The organism is Pseudomonas sp. DG56-2 (assembly GCF_004803755.1).
In the GTDB taxonomy this organism is placed as follows: Bacteria; Pseudomonadota; Gammaproteobacteria; order Pseudomonadales; family Pseudomonadaceae; genus Aquipseudomonas; species Aquipseudomonas auratipiscis.
In genome coordinates this window covers 4699329-4714054 of the sequence record NZ_CP032311.1, presented here as the reverse complement: position 1 = coordinate 4714054, position 14726 = coordinate 4699329, and the positions used below count along the sequence as shown (strand labels likewise).

Here is a 14726-nt window from a genome sequence, read left to right as displayed (position 1 = left end):
CAAGCCCGCGCCCACAGTCTGCGTGTGGGCGCGCGCTTTACCCGCGATCAGCCCCCTCAAACGTCCTGGTAGCTCTCGATCGATGGGCAGGCACACACCAGGTTGCGGTCACCGAAGACGTTGTCGACGCGACCGACCGGTGGCCAGTACTTGCCTTCGACCAGCGTAGCTACCGGGTACACCGCTTGTTCGCGGCTGTACGGATGGCTCCACTCGCCAGCAATTTCGGCAGCGGTGTGCGGGGCGTTCTTCAGCGGGTTGTCATCCTTGTCCAGGCTGCCGTTTTCAACCGCACGAATTTCTTCGCGGATTCGGATCATTGCCTCGCAGAAGCGATCCAGCTCTTCCTTGGACTCGCTTTCAGTCGGTTCGATCATCAGCGTACCCGCTACCGGGAACGACATGGTCGGAGCGTGGAAGCCGAAGTCGATCAAGCGCTTGGCGACGTCGTCAACGCTGACACCGCTGCAGTCCTTGATGGGACGCAGGTCGAGGATGCACTCATGCGCCACCAGACCGTTGCTGCCGGTGTACAACACAGGATAGTGCTCTTCCAGGCGACGGGCGATGTAGTTGGCATTGAGGATGGCCATTTGCGAGGCACGTTTAAGACCGGCGCCGCCCATCATGCGGATGTACATCCAGGTGATGGGCAGAATGCTGGCGCTGCCGAACGGTGCAGCGCAGACCGCGCCTTGCTTGTTCTGCATGTGGCCGTGGCCAGGCAGGAACGGCGCCAGGTGCGACTTGACGCCAATCGGGCCGACACCCGGACCGCCACCGCCATGCGGAATGCAGAAAGTCTTATGCAGGTTCAGGTGCGAGACGTCGCCGCCGAACTTGCCCGGGGCGCAAAGACCGACCATGGCGTTCATGTTGGCACCGTCGATGTAAACCTGACCGCCGTTGTCATGGATGATCGCGCAGATTTCGCCGATGGCTTCCTCGAACACACCATGAGTCGACGGGTAGGTGATCATCAGTGCCGCGAGGTGTTCGCGGTGCTCGATAGCCTTTGCACGCAGGTCGTCGATATCGACGTTTCCACGTGCATCACAGGCGGTTACCACCACACGCATGCCAGCCATATGGGCGGTGGCCGGGTTGGTACCGTGCGCCGAAGACGGAATCAGGCAGATGTCGCGTCGGGCATCGCCGCGGCTCTGGTGGTAGGCGCGAATGGCCAGCAGGCCTGCGTATTCGCCTTGCGAGCCGGCGTTGGGTTGCAGCGACACAGCGTCATAACCGGTGGCGGCGCAGAGCATGGCCTCTAACTCGTCGGTCAGTTGCTGGTAGCCCTGGCTTTGCTCGGCGGGGGCAAACGGGTGCAGGTTGCCGAACTCGGCCCAGGTGACCGGGATCATTTCGCTGGCGGCGTTGAGCTTCATGGTGCATGAGCCCAACGGAATCATGGTGCGGTCCAGCGCCAGGTCCTTGTCGGCCAGACGGCGCAGGTAGCGCATAAGCTCGGTTTCGCTGTGGTAGCGATTGAATACCGGGTGTTCGAGGATTGCAGATTGGCGCAGCAGAGTGACAGGCAGTTGCACCTGAACGTTGGCGGCGAGGACCGCGAAGTCGGGTACGACGTTGCCATCGGCAAACAGCTGCCAGAGTGTTTCCACGTCTGCCTGAGTGCTGGTTTCATCCAGCGACAGGCCCAGGCGTTGGCTGTCGATCTGGCGCAGGTTCAGGCGTTGGGCGCGCGCCTGCTCATGCAGGGTTGCAGTGGCGGTGCCGGTGACCAGGGTCAGGGTGTCGAAGAACGCTTGGTTTTCGACGCTGGCGCCAAGCTGCTTGAGGCCCGCGGCGAGAATCGCGGTCAAGGCATGGGTGCGGCCTGCGATTTGCTTCAGACCCTGTGGGCCGTGGTAAACGGCATACATGCTGGCAATGTTGGCCAGCAGTACTTGGGCGGTGCAGATGTTGCTCGTCGCCTTTTCGCGTCGGATATGTTGCTCGCGGGTCTGCATCGCCAGACGCAGGGCGGTCTTGCCGAAGCGGTCGATCGAAACACCGACCAGGCGACCTGGCATGTCGCGCTTGAACGCATCGCGGGTAGAGAAATAGGCCGCATGCGGGCCACCGAAGCCCAGCGGCACACCGAAGCGCTGGGCGCTGCCGATGGCGACGTCGGCGCCGAACTCGCCAGGCGGGGTCAGCAGGGTCAGTGCCAGCAGATCAGCGGCAACCGCGACCAGGGCATTGGCTGCGTGCAAGCGTGCCACCAGTTCGCTGTAGTCGAAAACTTCGCCATTGCTGGCTGGGTACTGCAACAGGGCACCGAAGAAGGCGCTGACATCGTCGAGCTCGCGCTCGTCGCCTACCACCACCTCGATGCCCAACGGCTCGGCACGGGTGCGCAGCACATCGAGGGTTTGAGCATGGCAATGCACGGAGGCGAAGAAGGTGTGGCTACCTTTGTTCTTGCTGAGGCGTTTGCAGAAGGTCATGGCTTCGGCAGCAGCAGTGGCTTCGTCGAGCAGCGAAGCGTTGGCAATCGGCAGGCCAGTGAGGTCGCTGATCATGGTCTGGAAGTTCAGCAGCGCTTCGAGGCGGCCTTGGGAAATTTCTGGCTGATACGGGGTGTAGGCGGTGTACCAGGCCGGGTTTTCCAACAGGTTGCGCAGGATCGGCGCGGGGGTGTGGCAGTTGTAGTAACCCTGGCCGATGAAATTCTTGAACAGTTGGTTGTTGCCAGCGATGGCTTTGAGCGAGGCCAGGGCATCGGCTTCGCTTTGGCCTGCGCCCAGCTCCAGCACACTGGTGCCCTTGATGCTGTCGGGAATGACCGCGGCACTCATGGCTTCCAGGGAGTCGAAACCCAGGGTCGCGAGCATTAGTTGCTCGTCATTCTGGCGTGGGCCGATATGGCGGGCGATGAATTCGTTGGCAGTGCCCAGGTTGATGGTCATGGTGATTCCTCAGGCGTCAGCGTTGGCTTTGATCAGGCGGTCGTAGGCATCCTGGTCGAGCAGTTGCGCAACGGCGTCGGCATCGGCTGGAATGAAGCGGAAGAACCAGCCTTCGCCCAGTGGGTCTTCGTTGACCAGCTCTGGGTTGTCTGCAAGTTGGTCGTTGACAGCGACCACTTCACCGCTCAGTGGCATGTACACGCCGCTGGCAGCCTTTACCGATTCTACGGTCGAGGCTTCAGCACCCTGCTCGTAGCTTTGCAGTTCCGGCAACTGCACATAGACCACATCACCCAAGGCGTTCTGAGCGAAGGCGGTAATGCCGACAGTAACGCTGCCGTCAGCTTCGGTCCGCAGCCATTCGTGATCTTCGGTAAAACGCAACTCGCTCATGGAAACTCCTCAAGGGTAGGCGTGGCCCAGGTTCGGCGCTGAGCCCTGATAATGAGCGTTGTCTCTGCAATTTCACTGCCATTTATAAAAATGTGTTTAAAAACAATAGGATATGAAATTTATGAGCTGAGTGTGCGTCTGGGCCGTAGCGAAATCGCTACACCGCAGTGTAGGAAAAAAAGCTTAAAGGGATCAGAACCTTGCAGGGCAACGTTTCCCTTGCCCTGTACTGAAATCGCTACGCTGTAGCGTTTTCAGTACAGGGCGTTAGGGCTCAAACCTTGGTGGGAATGCCGTATTTTCGCAGGCGATGGGCGATAGCGGTGTGCGAGGTCTGCAAACGATTGGCCAGTTGGCGAGTTGAGGGGTAACTGGTGTAGAGCTTTTCCAGTAGAGTGCGTTCGAAGTCCTCCACGGCCTGTTCCAGGCTGCTCACCTCGCTATTGTGGTTGCGGGCTACCGAAGTGCCAGCAATATCCAGATCGCCGATGTCGACCACATTGCTTTCGCAGATGGCCGCAGCGCGAAAAATCACGTTTTGCAGTTGGCGGACATTGCCCGGCCAACGGTTGTCGAGCAGGGCTGCATAGGTACCCGCAGCCAGCCGGCATAACGGTCGCTGAATCTGGGTGCAGGCTTGCTGCATGAAGTAGCCGGCCAGCAGGAGAATGTCCTGGCCGCGTTCGCGCAGTGGTGGAACCTGGAGGTTAAGCACATTCAGGCGGTAGAACAGGTCCTCTCGAAAACTGCCTTCGGCGACCATTTTTTCCAGGTCACGGTGTGTGGCGCTGAGGATTCGCACATTGACCTTGACCTCGCGATCACCGCCAACCCTGCGAAAGCTGCCGTCATTGAGAAAACGCAGGAGCTTGGCCTGTAGATAGGGGGACATTTCGCCGATTTCATCGAGAAACACCGTGCCCTGGTTGGCCAGCTCCATCAGGCCCGGTTTGCCACCGCGCTGGGCGCCGGTAAAGGCGCCTGGGGCATAGCCGAACAGTTCGCTCTCGGCGAGGTTCTCGGGCAGCGCTGCGCAGTTCAGGGCCAGGAAAGGGGCACTGTGGCGACTGCTGATGGCATGGCAGGCGCGGGCTACCAACTCTTTACCCGTGCCGGTCTCGCCATGGATCAGCAAGGGTGCATCGAGCGCTGCCACCCTCAGGGCGCGGGCCTTCAAGGTGCGGATGGGGGGCGAGTCGCCGAGTAGGGCGTCAAAACCTTCAGCGTGGTCGTGATGCAGTGCCGAGAGCCGTTCGCCGATACGGTTAGGCTGATACAAGGTCAGCAGGGCGCCGGCATTGGTGATTGGAGTAGCATCGAGCAGCAAGGTCTGGCCATTGAGCACTACCTCGCGCATTGGCAGGCGGAAGCCCTGTTCGATCAGTGCCTCCAAAAGGCCGGGGTCGTCGAACAGATCGACTACCGAGCGATCGGAGGGTTCCTGACCACACAAGGCTATCAGCGCCGGGTTGGCCAGGAGTACATGGCCGGCGCTGTCCAGGGCCAGTACCGGATCGCTCATGGCTGCGAGCAGGGCGTCGAGTTGCAGGTGGCGGCGCTGACCGGGGAGAATGTCGACCACGCGCACCGATTGCACGCCATGTACGTTCAGTAATGCGTCGTGCAGTTCTTCAAGTACATGCGGGCTTAAAGTCGGGGCATCGATGTAGACGTTGGGCGGCACCATCTCCACCGCATCCAGGTTGAGATTGCGGGCACCTAGCAGGGCCAGCACTTCCTGGGTGATACCGACGCGGTCGATGAAACTGACGTGGATGCGCATTAGGCGAGAGGGTTCAAGGCTGCCGAAGAGGGCAAGTATGCCTTAAATTGCGGGGCAAGTCGGATAGCCGGCGTGCCCCGTGAAGGGAATGGGTGGGTTACTCGAAGTGCTCGGGGTTTACCGGGTCGCCCGACTTCATGCTCAGCTGTTTACGCACATCCTCGAACATCGCGTCGTAAGGTTTGTGCATGGAGCCAATGCTGCTGAGGTGTTTTGGAATACCGTATTTTTCCGCGATCTTGGTCACGTTGCTGGCAAAGTTGTAGGCCTGTTCTTTGGCCAGGAAGAAGACTTCCTTGAAATCCTTTCCTTCGATGGTGCCATGCATGGTGAACTGCATGCCCTTGCCTTCCTTGGGGTCGGTCGTGACTTCGTAGTCGATGAACAGATTGTAATTGCAGTCATCCTTGGTCAGCGCGTGGCGCTCGATATGCAGATGACCGGGTTCGAACTTGGCCATGGAAGGCTCCTCTGGAAGGGTGAAACGGGCGGACCTTGAGTCCGCCCAACTGCATCAACGGTAGCTTATTCCAGGCTTGGCCGTACTGACACGGGTTCCGGCAGTACCTTCGACAATTTTTTCGATATCCGCCAACGAACCAATCACCGCGACTTTGCCGGTTTCGCGGGCAAATTCGCAGGCTGCCTGGACCTTCGGTCCCATGGAGCCTGCGGCAAAGCCAAGGCGCTCCAGTTCGTCCGGGTGGGCCTGGGCCACGGCTTTCTGGGTTGGTTTGCCCCAGTCGATATAGGCGGCATCGACGTCGGTAGCGATAACCAGCAGGTCGGCCTTGAGTTGTTGAGCCAGCAAGGACGAGCACAAGTCTTTGTCGATCACCGCTTCTACGCCACTGAGCACCTTGCCGCTCTCATCGTAAATAGTCGGAATGCCGCCGCCACCCGCACAGATCACCACGGTGCCTTTTTCCAGCAGCCAGGTAATGGGGCGAATTTCAAAAATTCGTTTTGGCCGAGGGCTGGCGACAACACGGCGGAACTTGTCGCCATCCGGGGCGATCGCCCAGCCTTTTTCTGCCGCCAGGCGCTCAGCATCTTCTTTGGAATAGACCGGCCCGATTGGCTTGCTCGGCTTCTGGAACGCCGGGTCTTTACCGTCGACTTCAACCTGGGTCAGCAGGGTGGCGAACGGCACTTCGAACGCCAGCAGGTTACCCAGCTCTTGCTCGATGATGTAGCCGATCATGCCTTCGGTTTCAGCCCCGAGAACGTCAAGCGGGTAGGCTTCGTCCGGCTTGTAGGACTGCGCCTGCAGCGACAACAGACCAACCTGAGGACCATTGCCATGGGCAATGACCAGTTCGTTACCTGGATGGATCTTGGCGATCTGCTCGGTGGCAATGCGGATATTGGCGCGTTGATTTTCCGCGGTCATGGGTTCGCCACGGCGTAGCAGGGCGTTACCGCCCAATGCAACAACGATACGCATGATGAAATTCCTTCTGAAGAAGTGATATGTGGGAGCGGGCCTGGCCCGCGATTACGACGTGCCGGGCACATCGCATCGCGGGGCAAGCCCGCTCCTACAGAGGTGTTACAGGTCAGCCAGGGTCGATACCAGGATGGCCTTGATGGTGTGCATGCGGTTTTCCGCTTGCTCGAAGGCGATGCAGGCTGGGGACTCGAACACGTCGTCGGTGACTTCGATGCCGTTGGCCAGGTTCGGGTACTGCTCGGCGATCTGTTTGCCGACTTTGGTGTCGGAGTTATGGAACGCTGGCAGGCAGTGCATGAACTTGGTCCGAGGGTTGCCGGTGGCTTTCATCAGCTCGGCGTTGACCTGGTAAGGCAGCAATTGCTGGATACGTTCGGCCCAGGCTTCCACTGGCTCGCCCATCGATACCCAAACGTCGGTGTGGATGAAATCGACGCCTTTGACGGCGGCTTTCGGGTCTTCGGTCAGGGTGATGCGTGCGCCGCTTTCTTCTGCGTATTTCTTGCAGCGTGCGACCAGGTCGTCATGTGGCCACAGTGCCTTGGGTGCGCAAATGCGTACGTCCATGCCCAGTTTCGAACCCACCAGCAGCAAGGAGTTGCCCATATTGTTGCGGGCATCACCCAGGTAAACGTAGCTGATCTCGTGAATTGGCTTGTCGGCATGCTCACGCATGGTCAGCACGTCGGCGATCATCTGGGTTGGGTGGTATTCGTCAGTCAGGCCGTTGAACACCGGTACACCGGCAAACTTGGCCAGCTCTTCGACGATTTCCTGTTTGAAGCCACGGTATTCGATGGCGTCATACATGCGGCCAAGAACCCGAGCGGTGTCCTTCATGCTTTCTTTGTGGCCGATCTGCGAGGAGTTAGGGTCGATATAGGTAACGTTGGCGCCCTGGTCGTAAGCGGCCACTTCGAAGGCACATCGGGTGCGGGTCGAGGTTTTCTCGAAAATCAGCGCAATGTTATTGCCTTTGAGGTGTTGCTGTTCGGTGCCGGTGTACTTGGCACGTTTCAGGTCACGGGACAGATCCAGCAGGTAGCGCAACTCGCGAGGGGTGTGGTGCTCCAGGCTCAGCAGGTTACGGTTGTGAATATTGAACGCCATGATGATATTCCTTGAATTCGGTAATCGGTCCAGCCGGCGCCGGGTAGGCGCGGCTGGGTTGATGGTCGTTTTAGTAGTCGATAGGGTCGCGGACAATTGGGCAGGTCATGCAGTGACCGCCGCCACGGCCGCGGCCGAGTTCGCCAGCGCTGATGGTGATGACTTCGATACCAGCCTTGCGCAGCAAGGTGTTGGTATACGTATTGCGGTCATAACCGATGACTACGCCAGGCTCTACAGCCACCACGTTGTTACCGTCATCCCACTGCTCGCGTTCAGCGGCAAAGCTGTTGCCGCCGGTTTCGACGACACGCAGTTTTTTCAGGTTGAGGGATTCGGCAACCACCTCGATGAAGGTCTTGTTCTCGCGGCGTACATCCATACCGTAAGGCTTGCTGCTGTCCGGACGGATGACGAACGGTACGATTTCCTTGACCACTTCAGGGAAGACCGTGACCAGGTCGCGGTCGCAGAAGCTGAACACGGTGTCCAGGTGCATCGCTGCACGGGACTTTGGCAGGCCGGCGACAACGACTTTCTCGACCGCGCCCTTGGCGAACAACGATTGAGCCAGTTGGCCGATGGCCTGACGCGAGGTGCGCTCGCCCATGCCGATCAGAACCACGCCGTTGCCAATTGGCATTACATCGCCGCCTTCAAGCGTGGCTTTGCCATGATCCTGATCAGGATCGCCATACCAGATTTCGAAGTCAGCTTCAGTGAACTCTGGGTGGAACTTGTAGATGGCAGTGGTCAGCAGGGTTTCTTGGCGTCGCGCTGGCCAGTACATCGGGTTCAGGGTGACGCCGCCATAGATCCAGCAAGTGGTGTCGCGAGTGAACTGGGTGTTGGGTAGTGGGTCCAGCAGGAAGCTGGAGTGGCCCAGGTAGTCGCGGTACATCTTGATGACGCCGGAACCTTCACTTTCTGGCAGGTCTTCACCGGCCACGCCGCCAATCAGGAATTCGGCAATCTTGCGTGGTTCCAGGCCTTCGATCCAGCTGCGTACTTCGTTGGTCAGGCCGATACCCACGGTATCAGGGGTGAGCTTGCGATCGAGGATCCATTTCAACGCTTCTGGGTTCTGAACGGTTTCGGTCAGCAGATTGTGCATTTCCAGCACTTCGATACCGCGCTCACGCATCTTGGTGACGAAATCGAAGTGGTCACGCTTGGCCTGGTTGACCCAGATGACGTCGTCGAACAACAGCTCGTCGCAGTTACTCGGCGTCAGGCGCTGGTGCGCCAGGCCTGGGGAGCAGACCATCACTTTACGTAGTTTGCCGGCTTCAGAATGTACGCCGTACTTAACTTTTTCCGTGGACATGGTTATTTCCTCCAAGTTGCGAATACGGGGGTTACAGAGTCAGGAAACCGTCGTACAGGCCATAGGCAGCCACCAGGGCGCCAATAACCACGGCGGCGAAAAGCAGCTTCTCCACATTGGTAAAAATCGGTTGGCCGACCTCGCGCTTGGCCTTGGCGAACAGGATCACGCCAGGGGCATAGAGCAGAGCCGAGAGCAGCAGGTATTTGACGCCACCGGCGTACAGCAGCCAGATGGCATAGACCAGGGCGATACCGCCGATGATCAGGTCTTTCTTGCGTTCAGCCAGCGCTTGCTCGTAAGTCTCGCTGCGCCATGCCAGCAGGAAGGCGTAGGCCGCAGACCACAGGTAAGGCACCAGGATCATCGAGGTGGCGAGGTAGATCAGCGACAGGTAGGTACTGGCCGAGAACAGGGTGATGACCAGGAAGATCTGCACCATGGCGTTGGTCAGCCACAGCGCATTGGCAGGTACATGGTTAGCGTTCTCGCGGCGCAGGAACTCCGGCATGGTGTGGTCTTTGGCGGCGGCGAACATGATCTCGGCGCACAGCAGTACCCAGGACAGCAGGGCACCGAGCAGCGAGATGATCAGGCCTACGCTGATCAGCACTGCACCCCAGTGGCCAACCACGTGCTCAAGCACCGCTGCCATCGACGGATTCTGCAGTTTGGCCAGCTCAGGCTGAGTCATGATGCCCAGTGACAGGACGTTGACCAGAACCAGGAACAGCAGCACGGTGATGAAGCCAATGACGGTCGCCTTGCCTACATCCGAGCGCTTTTCTGCTCGGGCGGAGAAGATGCTCGCACCCTCAATACCGATGAACACCCAGACGGTGACCAGCATCATGTTGCGCACCTGGTTCATCACGCTACCGAGGTCCGGGTTCATGGTGCCCCAGATGTCAGCGGTGAAGATGTCCAGCTTGAACGCGAACAGCGCGATGAGGATGAACAGCGCCAGTGGCACTACCTTGGCTACGGTAGTGACGAGGTTGATGAAGGCAGCTTCCTTGATGCCACGCAGCACCAGGAAGTGTACGGCCCACAGCAGCACCGAAGCGCCAATGATGGCTGCCGGGGTGTTACCCTCGCCAAAGATCGGGAAGAAGTAGCCCAGGGTACTGAACAGCAGCACGAAGTAGCCGACGTTGCCCAGCCAGGCACTGATCCAGTACCCCCAGGCGGACGAAAAGCCCATGTAATCGCCAAACCCAGCCTTGGCGTAGGCGTATACCCCACCGTCAAGATCCGGCTTTCGGTTGGCCAGGGTCTGGAACACGAAGGCCAGGGTCAGCATGCCGATGGCGGTGATGCCCCAACCGATCAGCACTGCGCCTACGTCAGCACTTGCAGCCATGTTTTGCGGCAGCGAAAAGATCCCGCCGCCAATCATTGAACCGACTACTAGTGCAACAAGTGCACCAAGTCGTAGTTTCCCGGGAGTGTCTGACATCGAATAACTCCATATCAGTTGAAAAGATGAAGCTAGAGTAAATCCAGCGACGTATTCGTAAGCTGATTCAAGTCAGTTTATGGTGCGGTCCGTTGCATCGTTGACAGAAAGAGCTCCCCCCGGAGTATGCCGATGGCCTTGCTGAAAGCCTCGTACACAGGCACCTCCATGGTGTTTTAGAGCATTCGCTCTGACAGCCTGCGAGAATTGAAGCTAGCCCGTTTCACAGCTTTAGCAAATTTTTAACGAGATTTTCTCTTGTTTACTTGAAAGGCCCGATCTAGTGCACAAAACTCACCATCTAGTTCGTCCGGCATAGGCGTCATAGTTATGATGAGGATAGTTTTAAAGACGTAATATTTATAAACGCCTAAACTGCACATATATTTAACTTCAGGGTGCCTCGCTGAGGTTACAAAGACGAGACAAAAGGGGATCTGCATGTCCGAACCGGGACAAAAACTGCGCTTGGGTGCGTTGATCGCGCTGGTGGTCGGCTCGATGATCGGTGGCGGAATTTTTTCCTTGCCACAGAACATGGCCGCGCGCGCTGACGTCGGCGCCGTGCTGATCGGTTGGGGCATCACAGCGGTGGGCATGTTGGCCCTGGCTTTTGTGTTCCAGACCCTGGCCAACCGCAAGCCGGACCTGGATTCGGGGGTTTACGCCTATGCCAAGGCCGGGTTTGGCGATTACATGGGCTTTTCGTCCGCCTGGGGATACTGGATCAGCGCCTGGCTGGGCAACGTCGGCTATTTCGTGCTGCTGTTCAGCACCCTGGGGTTTTACTTCCCGGTTTTTGGTGAGGGCAACACGCCCACCGCCATTGCCTGTGCCTCTCTGCTGCTGTGGGCCGTTCACTTTCTGGTGCTGCGCGGCATCAAGGAAGCCGCTTTCATCAACCAGGTGACCACGGTGGCCAAGATCGTGCCGCTGCTGATGTTTGTCGTCATCGCGGCGGTGGCCTTTCGGGCGGATATCTTTACGCGCGACATCTGGGGCCTGAGCAACCCGAAGTTCGGCAGCGTGCTCGACCAGGTGCGCAACATGATGCTGGTGACCGTGTTCGTGTTCATCGGCATCGAGGGCGCCAGCGTTTACTCAGGCAGAGCTCAGAAACGCTCGGACGTAGGTAAGGCCACGGTGATTGGCTTCGTCGGTGTGCTGGCTTTGCTGGTGCTGGTCAACGTGCTGTCGTTGGGTGTCATGACCCAGCCCGAACTGGCAGCGTTGCAGAACCCGTCGCTGGCGTCGGTGCTGGAGCATATCGTCGGGCCGTGGGGCGCATTGCTGATCAGTATTGGCCTGGCTATTTCGTTGTTGGGGGCATTGTTGTCGTGGGCACTGTTGTGTGCCGAAATTCTCTTCGCCACTGCGCGGGACCAGACCATGCCGCGCTTCCTAGCCAAGGAAAACGCCAATCATGTGCCTGCTAATGCCTTGTGGTTGACCAACGTGATGATTCAGCTATTCCTGCTGATTACGTTGTTCTCGGCAGGTACCTATACCAGCCTGATTTACCTGGCTTCGTCGATGATCCTGGTGCCTTACCTGTGGTCGGCAGCCTATGCCTTGTTATTGACGATACGCGGGGAAAGTTATCAGGAGCACGCAAGGGCGCGACGCAAGGATTTCCTGATTGCGGGGATCGCGCTGGTCTATGCAGTTTGGCTGCTGTATGCCGGTGGCTTGAAGTACTTGCTTCTCTCGGCGTTGCTGTACGCACCAGGCGTAATCCTTTTTGCTCGGGCCAAGCATGAGCAGGGCCAGGCGCTTTTTACCCATTGGGAGAAGTTGATTTTTCTGATGGTACTGGTGGGGGCGGGGGTGGCGGCTTATTCGCTTTACAGCGGGTTGTTGAGCCTATAGAGGTGCGCTACCGGTCAGCTATTGCCTAGTATTTTTGTCAGTTGTGGAGGGACAAACGGAACGCCTAACGTCGTGTCTGAGATGGTCACCAGCGACTGGTGCCAATGATGAGCGACGACAGGGTGGGAATTGACATGAGTACAATTGATCGATGGGAACGCACATTATCATTCGAGGGATTGATGCTGGCGGACATAGCGCCACCTACCGACACCGGTAATCCCTTCAAGGCCGATTTACTGGATATTTATCGTCTAGGGAATGACATTCACGTCTGGGGGCTGCAGGGTGATGTCGACGAAAACTACAGCCTGATTCTGTTCATGATCCCGGAAAACATAGCAAATGGTGACCATCCGATCGTACCTGAAGGCGCAGATGGCATACGCGCCGTTTTCGTGACTTCCCGGGGGGCGAGTTTTGCGTCATCAGGCGTGGTCAAGCGTTTGGAAAAGGGAGAAAAAGTCCTCCGTGCCGGGTTCTTTTTTGTGGCCTCGATTGACGATAGGGAACACATCGTTCAAGGCAACGTAACGTTCGAGAACATCGGCATGAGTGAACGAGCGGACTCGGTTGTTTCATCTGTGACCGCCAAACTGTCCCCAGGGCTGATCCCGAAGGTGGAATCGTTCGAGGCCTCAGGGTTCGAATTTCATAAAAAGAGCGAAATGCTCTACGAGCTTCATGCCTGGCAAACACTTCGCTCCGGGGATGAGCAGGCAATCATTATGCTCGTATCCTTCGACAACCTTAAAGCGCCTGCTCTCACATTGTTCGCCAAGAACTCCGGGGTTTATCTGACCAAGAACAGCACCCTGAACGGAACCGAATGGGACAAAGTCAAGCAAACCTTCACCGCAGGTTTCTCATTCGAGTTCAACGCCGGCGGCAAAACCCATAAGGTACAGGACGGTAAGATCGACCTGAAATATTGATCGATCTTGTTCATTTTTCAGGCCTTGGACCGACGCCAGTTCACACGCTGAACGGGTCCATCAGCGCCATTTGCTGGGACGAAAGGGTGTTGAGCTGGCTGCTCACCTTGTCACCCATGGCGTGTGGCTCGAACGCCAGCCAGATACCCAGTACCTTGGGGTTGCGCTCGAAGCTGGTGGCCAAGCTCTGGTTAATCGCTTCGCGTAAGTCGCCGGCACTCCGGTCTCGGCGCTGGGCCAGTCACTGCATCGGCGTTTCCGCGTTAGCCTTGAGTGGGCGCCGATGAGCGGTCGGCGTGGCTCAACGGCGCGGATTCCGGGCGTGACCAGATCCACAGGTTGCCCAGGGCCATGCCGCCAATCGCAAGAAAAACCGGCCAACGGTGGTCGAGAAACACCAGCATCACGCTCGCGCACACGACCATGCTTACGGTGGCGCTGAGTTTGGCGCGGCGCTGGATTACTTTGCCGTTACGCCAGTTGTGCAGGATCGGTCCGAACAGTCGATGATTTTCCAGCCAGGCGCTCAGGCGCGGCGAACTGCGGGTGGCCGCCCAGGCAGCGAGAAGAATGAACTCGGTGGTGGGTAAGCCAGGCACGACGATTGCGACCAGGCCAATGGCCAGGCTTACATAGGCCAGAAGGCCGAACAGCAGGCGAGCGAGTTTCGAGCTGGAGGGGCGTGTCATGGCATCGTCGGTAGCACGGGTAGGGCCCGGTTACCAAAAGGGTAACCGGGTACGGCGCATCAGGCCAGTTCGGCTTTAGGCGCAGTCGCGTAAGCGTGTTTGAGCAGTTCGGTGAATCGCTCGAATGCAGCGACTGCACCTTGCTCGGCCTTGGCTTCTTCTTCGGCGCTCAGTTCCAGGCCGTCGAGAATGCGCGTGAACTGCTTCCAGCCTTCGGCGCGACCGCCGGCTGGTTCGCCCAGGTGACGAGCACCGAAGCTGTCGGACAGGCCCAGGCCTACCGCACGCTTGATCAGGAAGGCAGCACCGAGCTTGGAGCCTTCGGAAACGAAGATCCAGCCCATGGCTTCACCCAGACTTGGGTTAATGACCGCACCGGCGAAGTCGGCGGGAATTTCGGTGTTCAGATCCGCCAAGTCAAGACCAGCCTGTTCGGCGCGGCAGCGTTCGGCCAGGTCAGGGACGATGGCGATCAGTGCCGGGTCGGTGTACAGCGCTTTGAGTTCATTCTGGAACAGGTACTGAGCGACAACGAAACGGGCGAAACTTTCGCGAGTTTCAAAAGGCGCATGTGATTTGACCAACGCATCGAGCTCGGTGTGCGGAGCGTGGGTCAGTTGGTTCAGGCGCTGCGAACGCAGGCTGGCGCGTTCGGTGGTGGTTGCGGCGGTCATGGTGATTCCTTGCGAATTGGGCGTGCCTTGTTACTAGACGAACAAGAGGACGTACGACAGTAAAAAATCCTCACCTGAGTGGGATGTCACGGGGCACGTCGAGTCATCGACCCGCCCCGCGA

Annotated in this window: 13 protein-coding genes; 2 read left to right on the top strand and 11 right to left on the bottom strand. The window is 58.4% G+C overall.

The window, feature by feature from the left end; genetic code table 11:
• Positions 1–56: 56 nt before the first annotated feature.
• From gcvP to arcD (D3Z90_RS21550), 8 genes are all read right to left on the bottom strand, one after another.
• Positions 57–2912 carry an aminomethyl-transferring glycine dehydrogenase gene (gene gcvP / locus D3Z90_RS21585; RefSeq protein ID WP_136477942.1) on the bottom strand — a complete coding sequence of 952 codons (2856 nt, stop codon included), beginning with the start codon at positions 2910–2912 and terminating at the stop codon, positions 57–59.
• A 9-nt stretch (positions 2913–2921) separates the two neighbouring features.
• Positions 2922–3305 carry a glycine cleavage system protein GcvH gene (gene gcvH, locus D3Z90_RS21580; RefSeq protein WP_136477941.1) on the bottom strand — a complete coding sequence of 128 codons (384 nt, stop codon included), beginning with the start codon at positions 3303–3305 and terminating at the stop codon, positions 2922–2924.
• 274 nt (positions 3306–3579) lie between these two features.
• Entirely contained in the window at positions 3580–5088 is a 1509-nt protein-coding gene (locus D3Z90_RS21575) for a sigma-54-dependent transcriptional regulator (RefSeq protein ID WP_136477940.1), read from the bottom strand.
• Between the two features lie 97 nt (positions 5089–5185).
• Positions 5186–5548, bottom strand: a complete 363-nt coding sequence (locus tag D3Z90_RS21570; protein ID WP_136477939.1) for a DUF5064 family protein — start codon at positions 5546–5548, stop codon at positions 5186–5188.
• A 54-nt stretch (positions 5549–5602) separates the two neighbouring features.
• Positions 5603–6535 carry a carbamate kinase gene (gene arcC, locus D3Z90_RS21565; protein WP_136477938.1) on the bottom strand — a complete coding sequence of 311 codons (933 nt, stop codon included), beginning with the start codon at positions 6533–6535 and terminating at the stop codon, positions 5603–5605.
• Between the two features lie 105 nt (positions 6536–6640).
• A complete protein-coding gene (locus tag D3Z90_RS21560) occupies positions 6641–7651 on the bottom strand; it encodes an ornithine carbamoyltransferase (RefSeq protein ID WP_028942868.1) in 1011 nt (336 codons plus the stop codon).
• A 70-nt stretch (positions 7652–7721) separates the two neighbouring features.
• A complete protein-coding gene (arcA, locus tag D3Z90_RS21555; RefSeq protein WP_136477937.1) occupies positions 7722–8978 on the bottom strand; it encodes an arginine deiminase in 1257 nt (418 codons plus the stop codon).
• A gap of 31 nt (positions 8979–9009) precedes the next feature.
• The gene (gene arcD, locus D3Z90_RS21550) at positions 9010–10437 is read right to left on the bottom strand and encodes an arginine-ornithine antiporter (protein ID WP_136477936.1); all 1428 of its coding nucleotides are present in this window, start codon (positions 10435–10437) and stop codon (positions 9010–9012) included.
• Between the two features lie 441 nt (positions 10438–10878).
• On the opposite strand from arcD (D3Z90_RS21550), the gene arcD (D3Z90_RS21545) reads away from it, so the two are divergent.
• Both arcD (D3Z90_RS21545) and D3Z90_RS21540 read left to right on the top strand, forming a co-directional pair.
• Positions 10879–12306 (top strand): arginine-ornithine antiporter, encoded by a 1428-nt coding sequence (gene arcD / locus D3Z90_RS21545; RefSeq protein ID WP_136477935.1) that lies wholly within the window; start codon positions 10879–10881, stop codon positions 12304–12306.
• 134 nt (positions 12307–12440) lie between these two features.
• On the top strand, positions 12441–13241 hold the full coding sequence (locus tag D3Z90_RS21540; RefSeq protein ID WP_136477934.1) for a hypothetical protein: 801 nt from the start codon (positions 12441–12443) through the stop codon (positions 13239–13241).
• A gap of 40 nt (positions 13242–13281) precedes the next feature.
• Here D3Z90_RS21540 and D3Z90_RS26870 read toward each other — a convergent pair whose 3' ends face one another.
• The 3 genes from D3Z90_RS26870 to D3Z90_RS21530 form a co-directional block, all read right to left on the bottom strand.
• Positions 13282–13425 (bottom strand): hypothetical protein, encoded by a 144-nt coding sequence (locus tag D3Z90_RS26870; RefSeq protein WP_168198417.1) that lies wholly within the window; start codon positions 13423–13425, stop codon positions 13282–13284.
• A 79-nt stretch (positions 13426–13504) separates the two neighbouring features.
• Positions 13505–13930: a YbaN family protein gene (locus D3Z90_RS21535; protein ID WP_136477933.1), complete on the bottom strand. Its 426-nt coding sequence runs from the start codon at positions 13928–13930 to the stop codon at positions 13505–13507.
• 59 nt (positions 13931–13989) lie between these two features.
• Positions 13990–14604 carry a biliverdin-producing heme oxygenase gene (locus D3Z90_RS21530; protein WP_136477932.1) on the bottom strand — a complete coding sequence of 205 codons (615 nt, stop codon included), beginning with the start codon at positions 14602–14604 and terminating at the stop codon, positions 13990–13992.
• Positions 14605–14726 lie beyond the last annotated feature (122 nt).

Coding starts and splice junctions, on each gene's coding strand:
- gcvP (WP_136477942.1), bottom strand. CDS start 2,912: ATGACCATCAACCTGGGCACTGCCAACGAATTCATCGCCCGCCATATC.
- gcvH (WP_136477941.1), bottom strand. CDS start 3,305: ATGAGCGAGTTGCGTTTTACCGAAGATCACGAATGGCTGCGGACCGAA.
- D3Z90_RS21575 (WP_136477940.1), bottom strand. CDS start 5,088: ATGCGCATCCACGTCAGTTTCATCGACCGCGTCGGTATCACCCAGGAA.
- D3Z90_RS21570 (WP_136477939.1), bottom strand. CDS start 5,548: ATGGCCAAGTTCGAACCCGGTCATCTGCATATCGAGCGCCACGCGCTG.
- arcC (WP_136477938.1), bottom strand. CDS start 6,535: ATGCGTATCGTTGTTGCATTGGGCGGTAACGCCCTGCTACGCCGTGGC.
- D3Z90_RS21560 (WP_028942868.1), bottom strand. CDS start 7,651: ATGGCGTTCAATATTCACAACCGTAACCTGCTGAGCCTGGAGCACCAC.
- arcA (WP_136477937.1), bottom strand. CDS start 8,978: ATGTCCACGGAAAAAGTTAAGTACGGCGTACATTCTGAAGCCGGCAAA.
- arcD (WP_136477936.1), bottom strand. CDS start 10,437: ATGTCAGACACTCCCGGGAAACTACGACTTGGTGCACTTGTTGCACTA.
- arcD (WP_136477935.1), top strand. CDS start 10,879: ATGTCCGAACCGGGACAAAAACTGCGCTTGGGTGCGTTGATCGCGCTG.
- D3Z90_RS21540 (WP_136477934.1), top strand. CDS start 12,441: ATGAGTACAATTGATCGATGGGAACGCACATTATCATTCGAGGGATTG.
- D3Z90_RS21535 (WP_136477933.1), bottom strand. CDS start 13,930: ATGACACGCCCCTCCAGCTCGAAACTCGCTCGCCTGCTGTTCGGCCTT.
- D3Z90_RS21530 (WP_136477932.1), bottom strand. CDS start 14,604: ATGACCGCCGCAACCACCACCGAACGCGCCAGCCTGCGTTCGCAGCGC.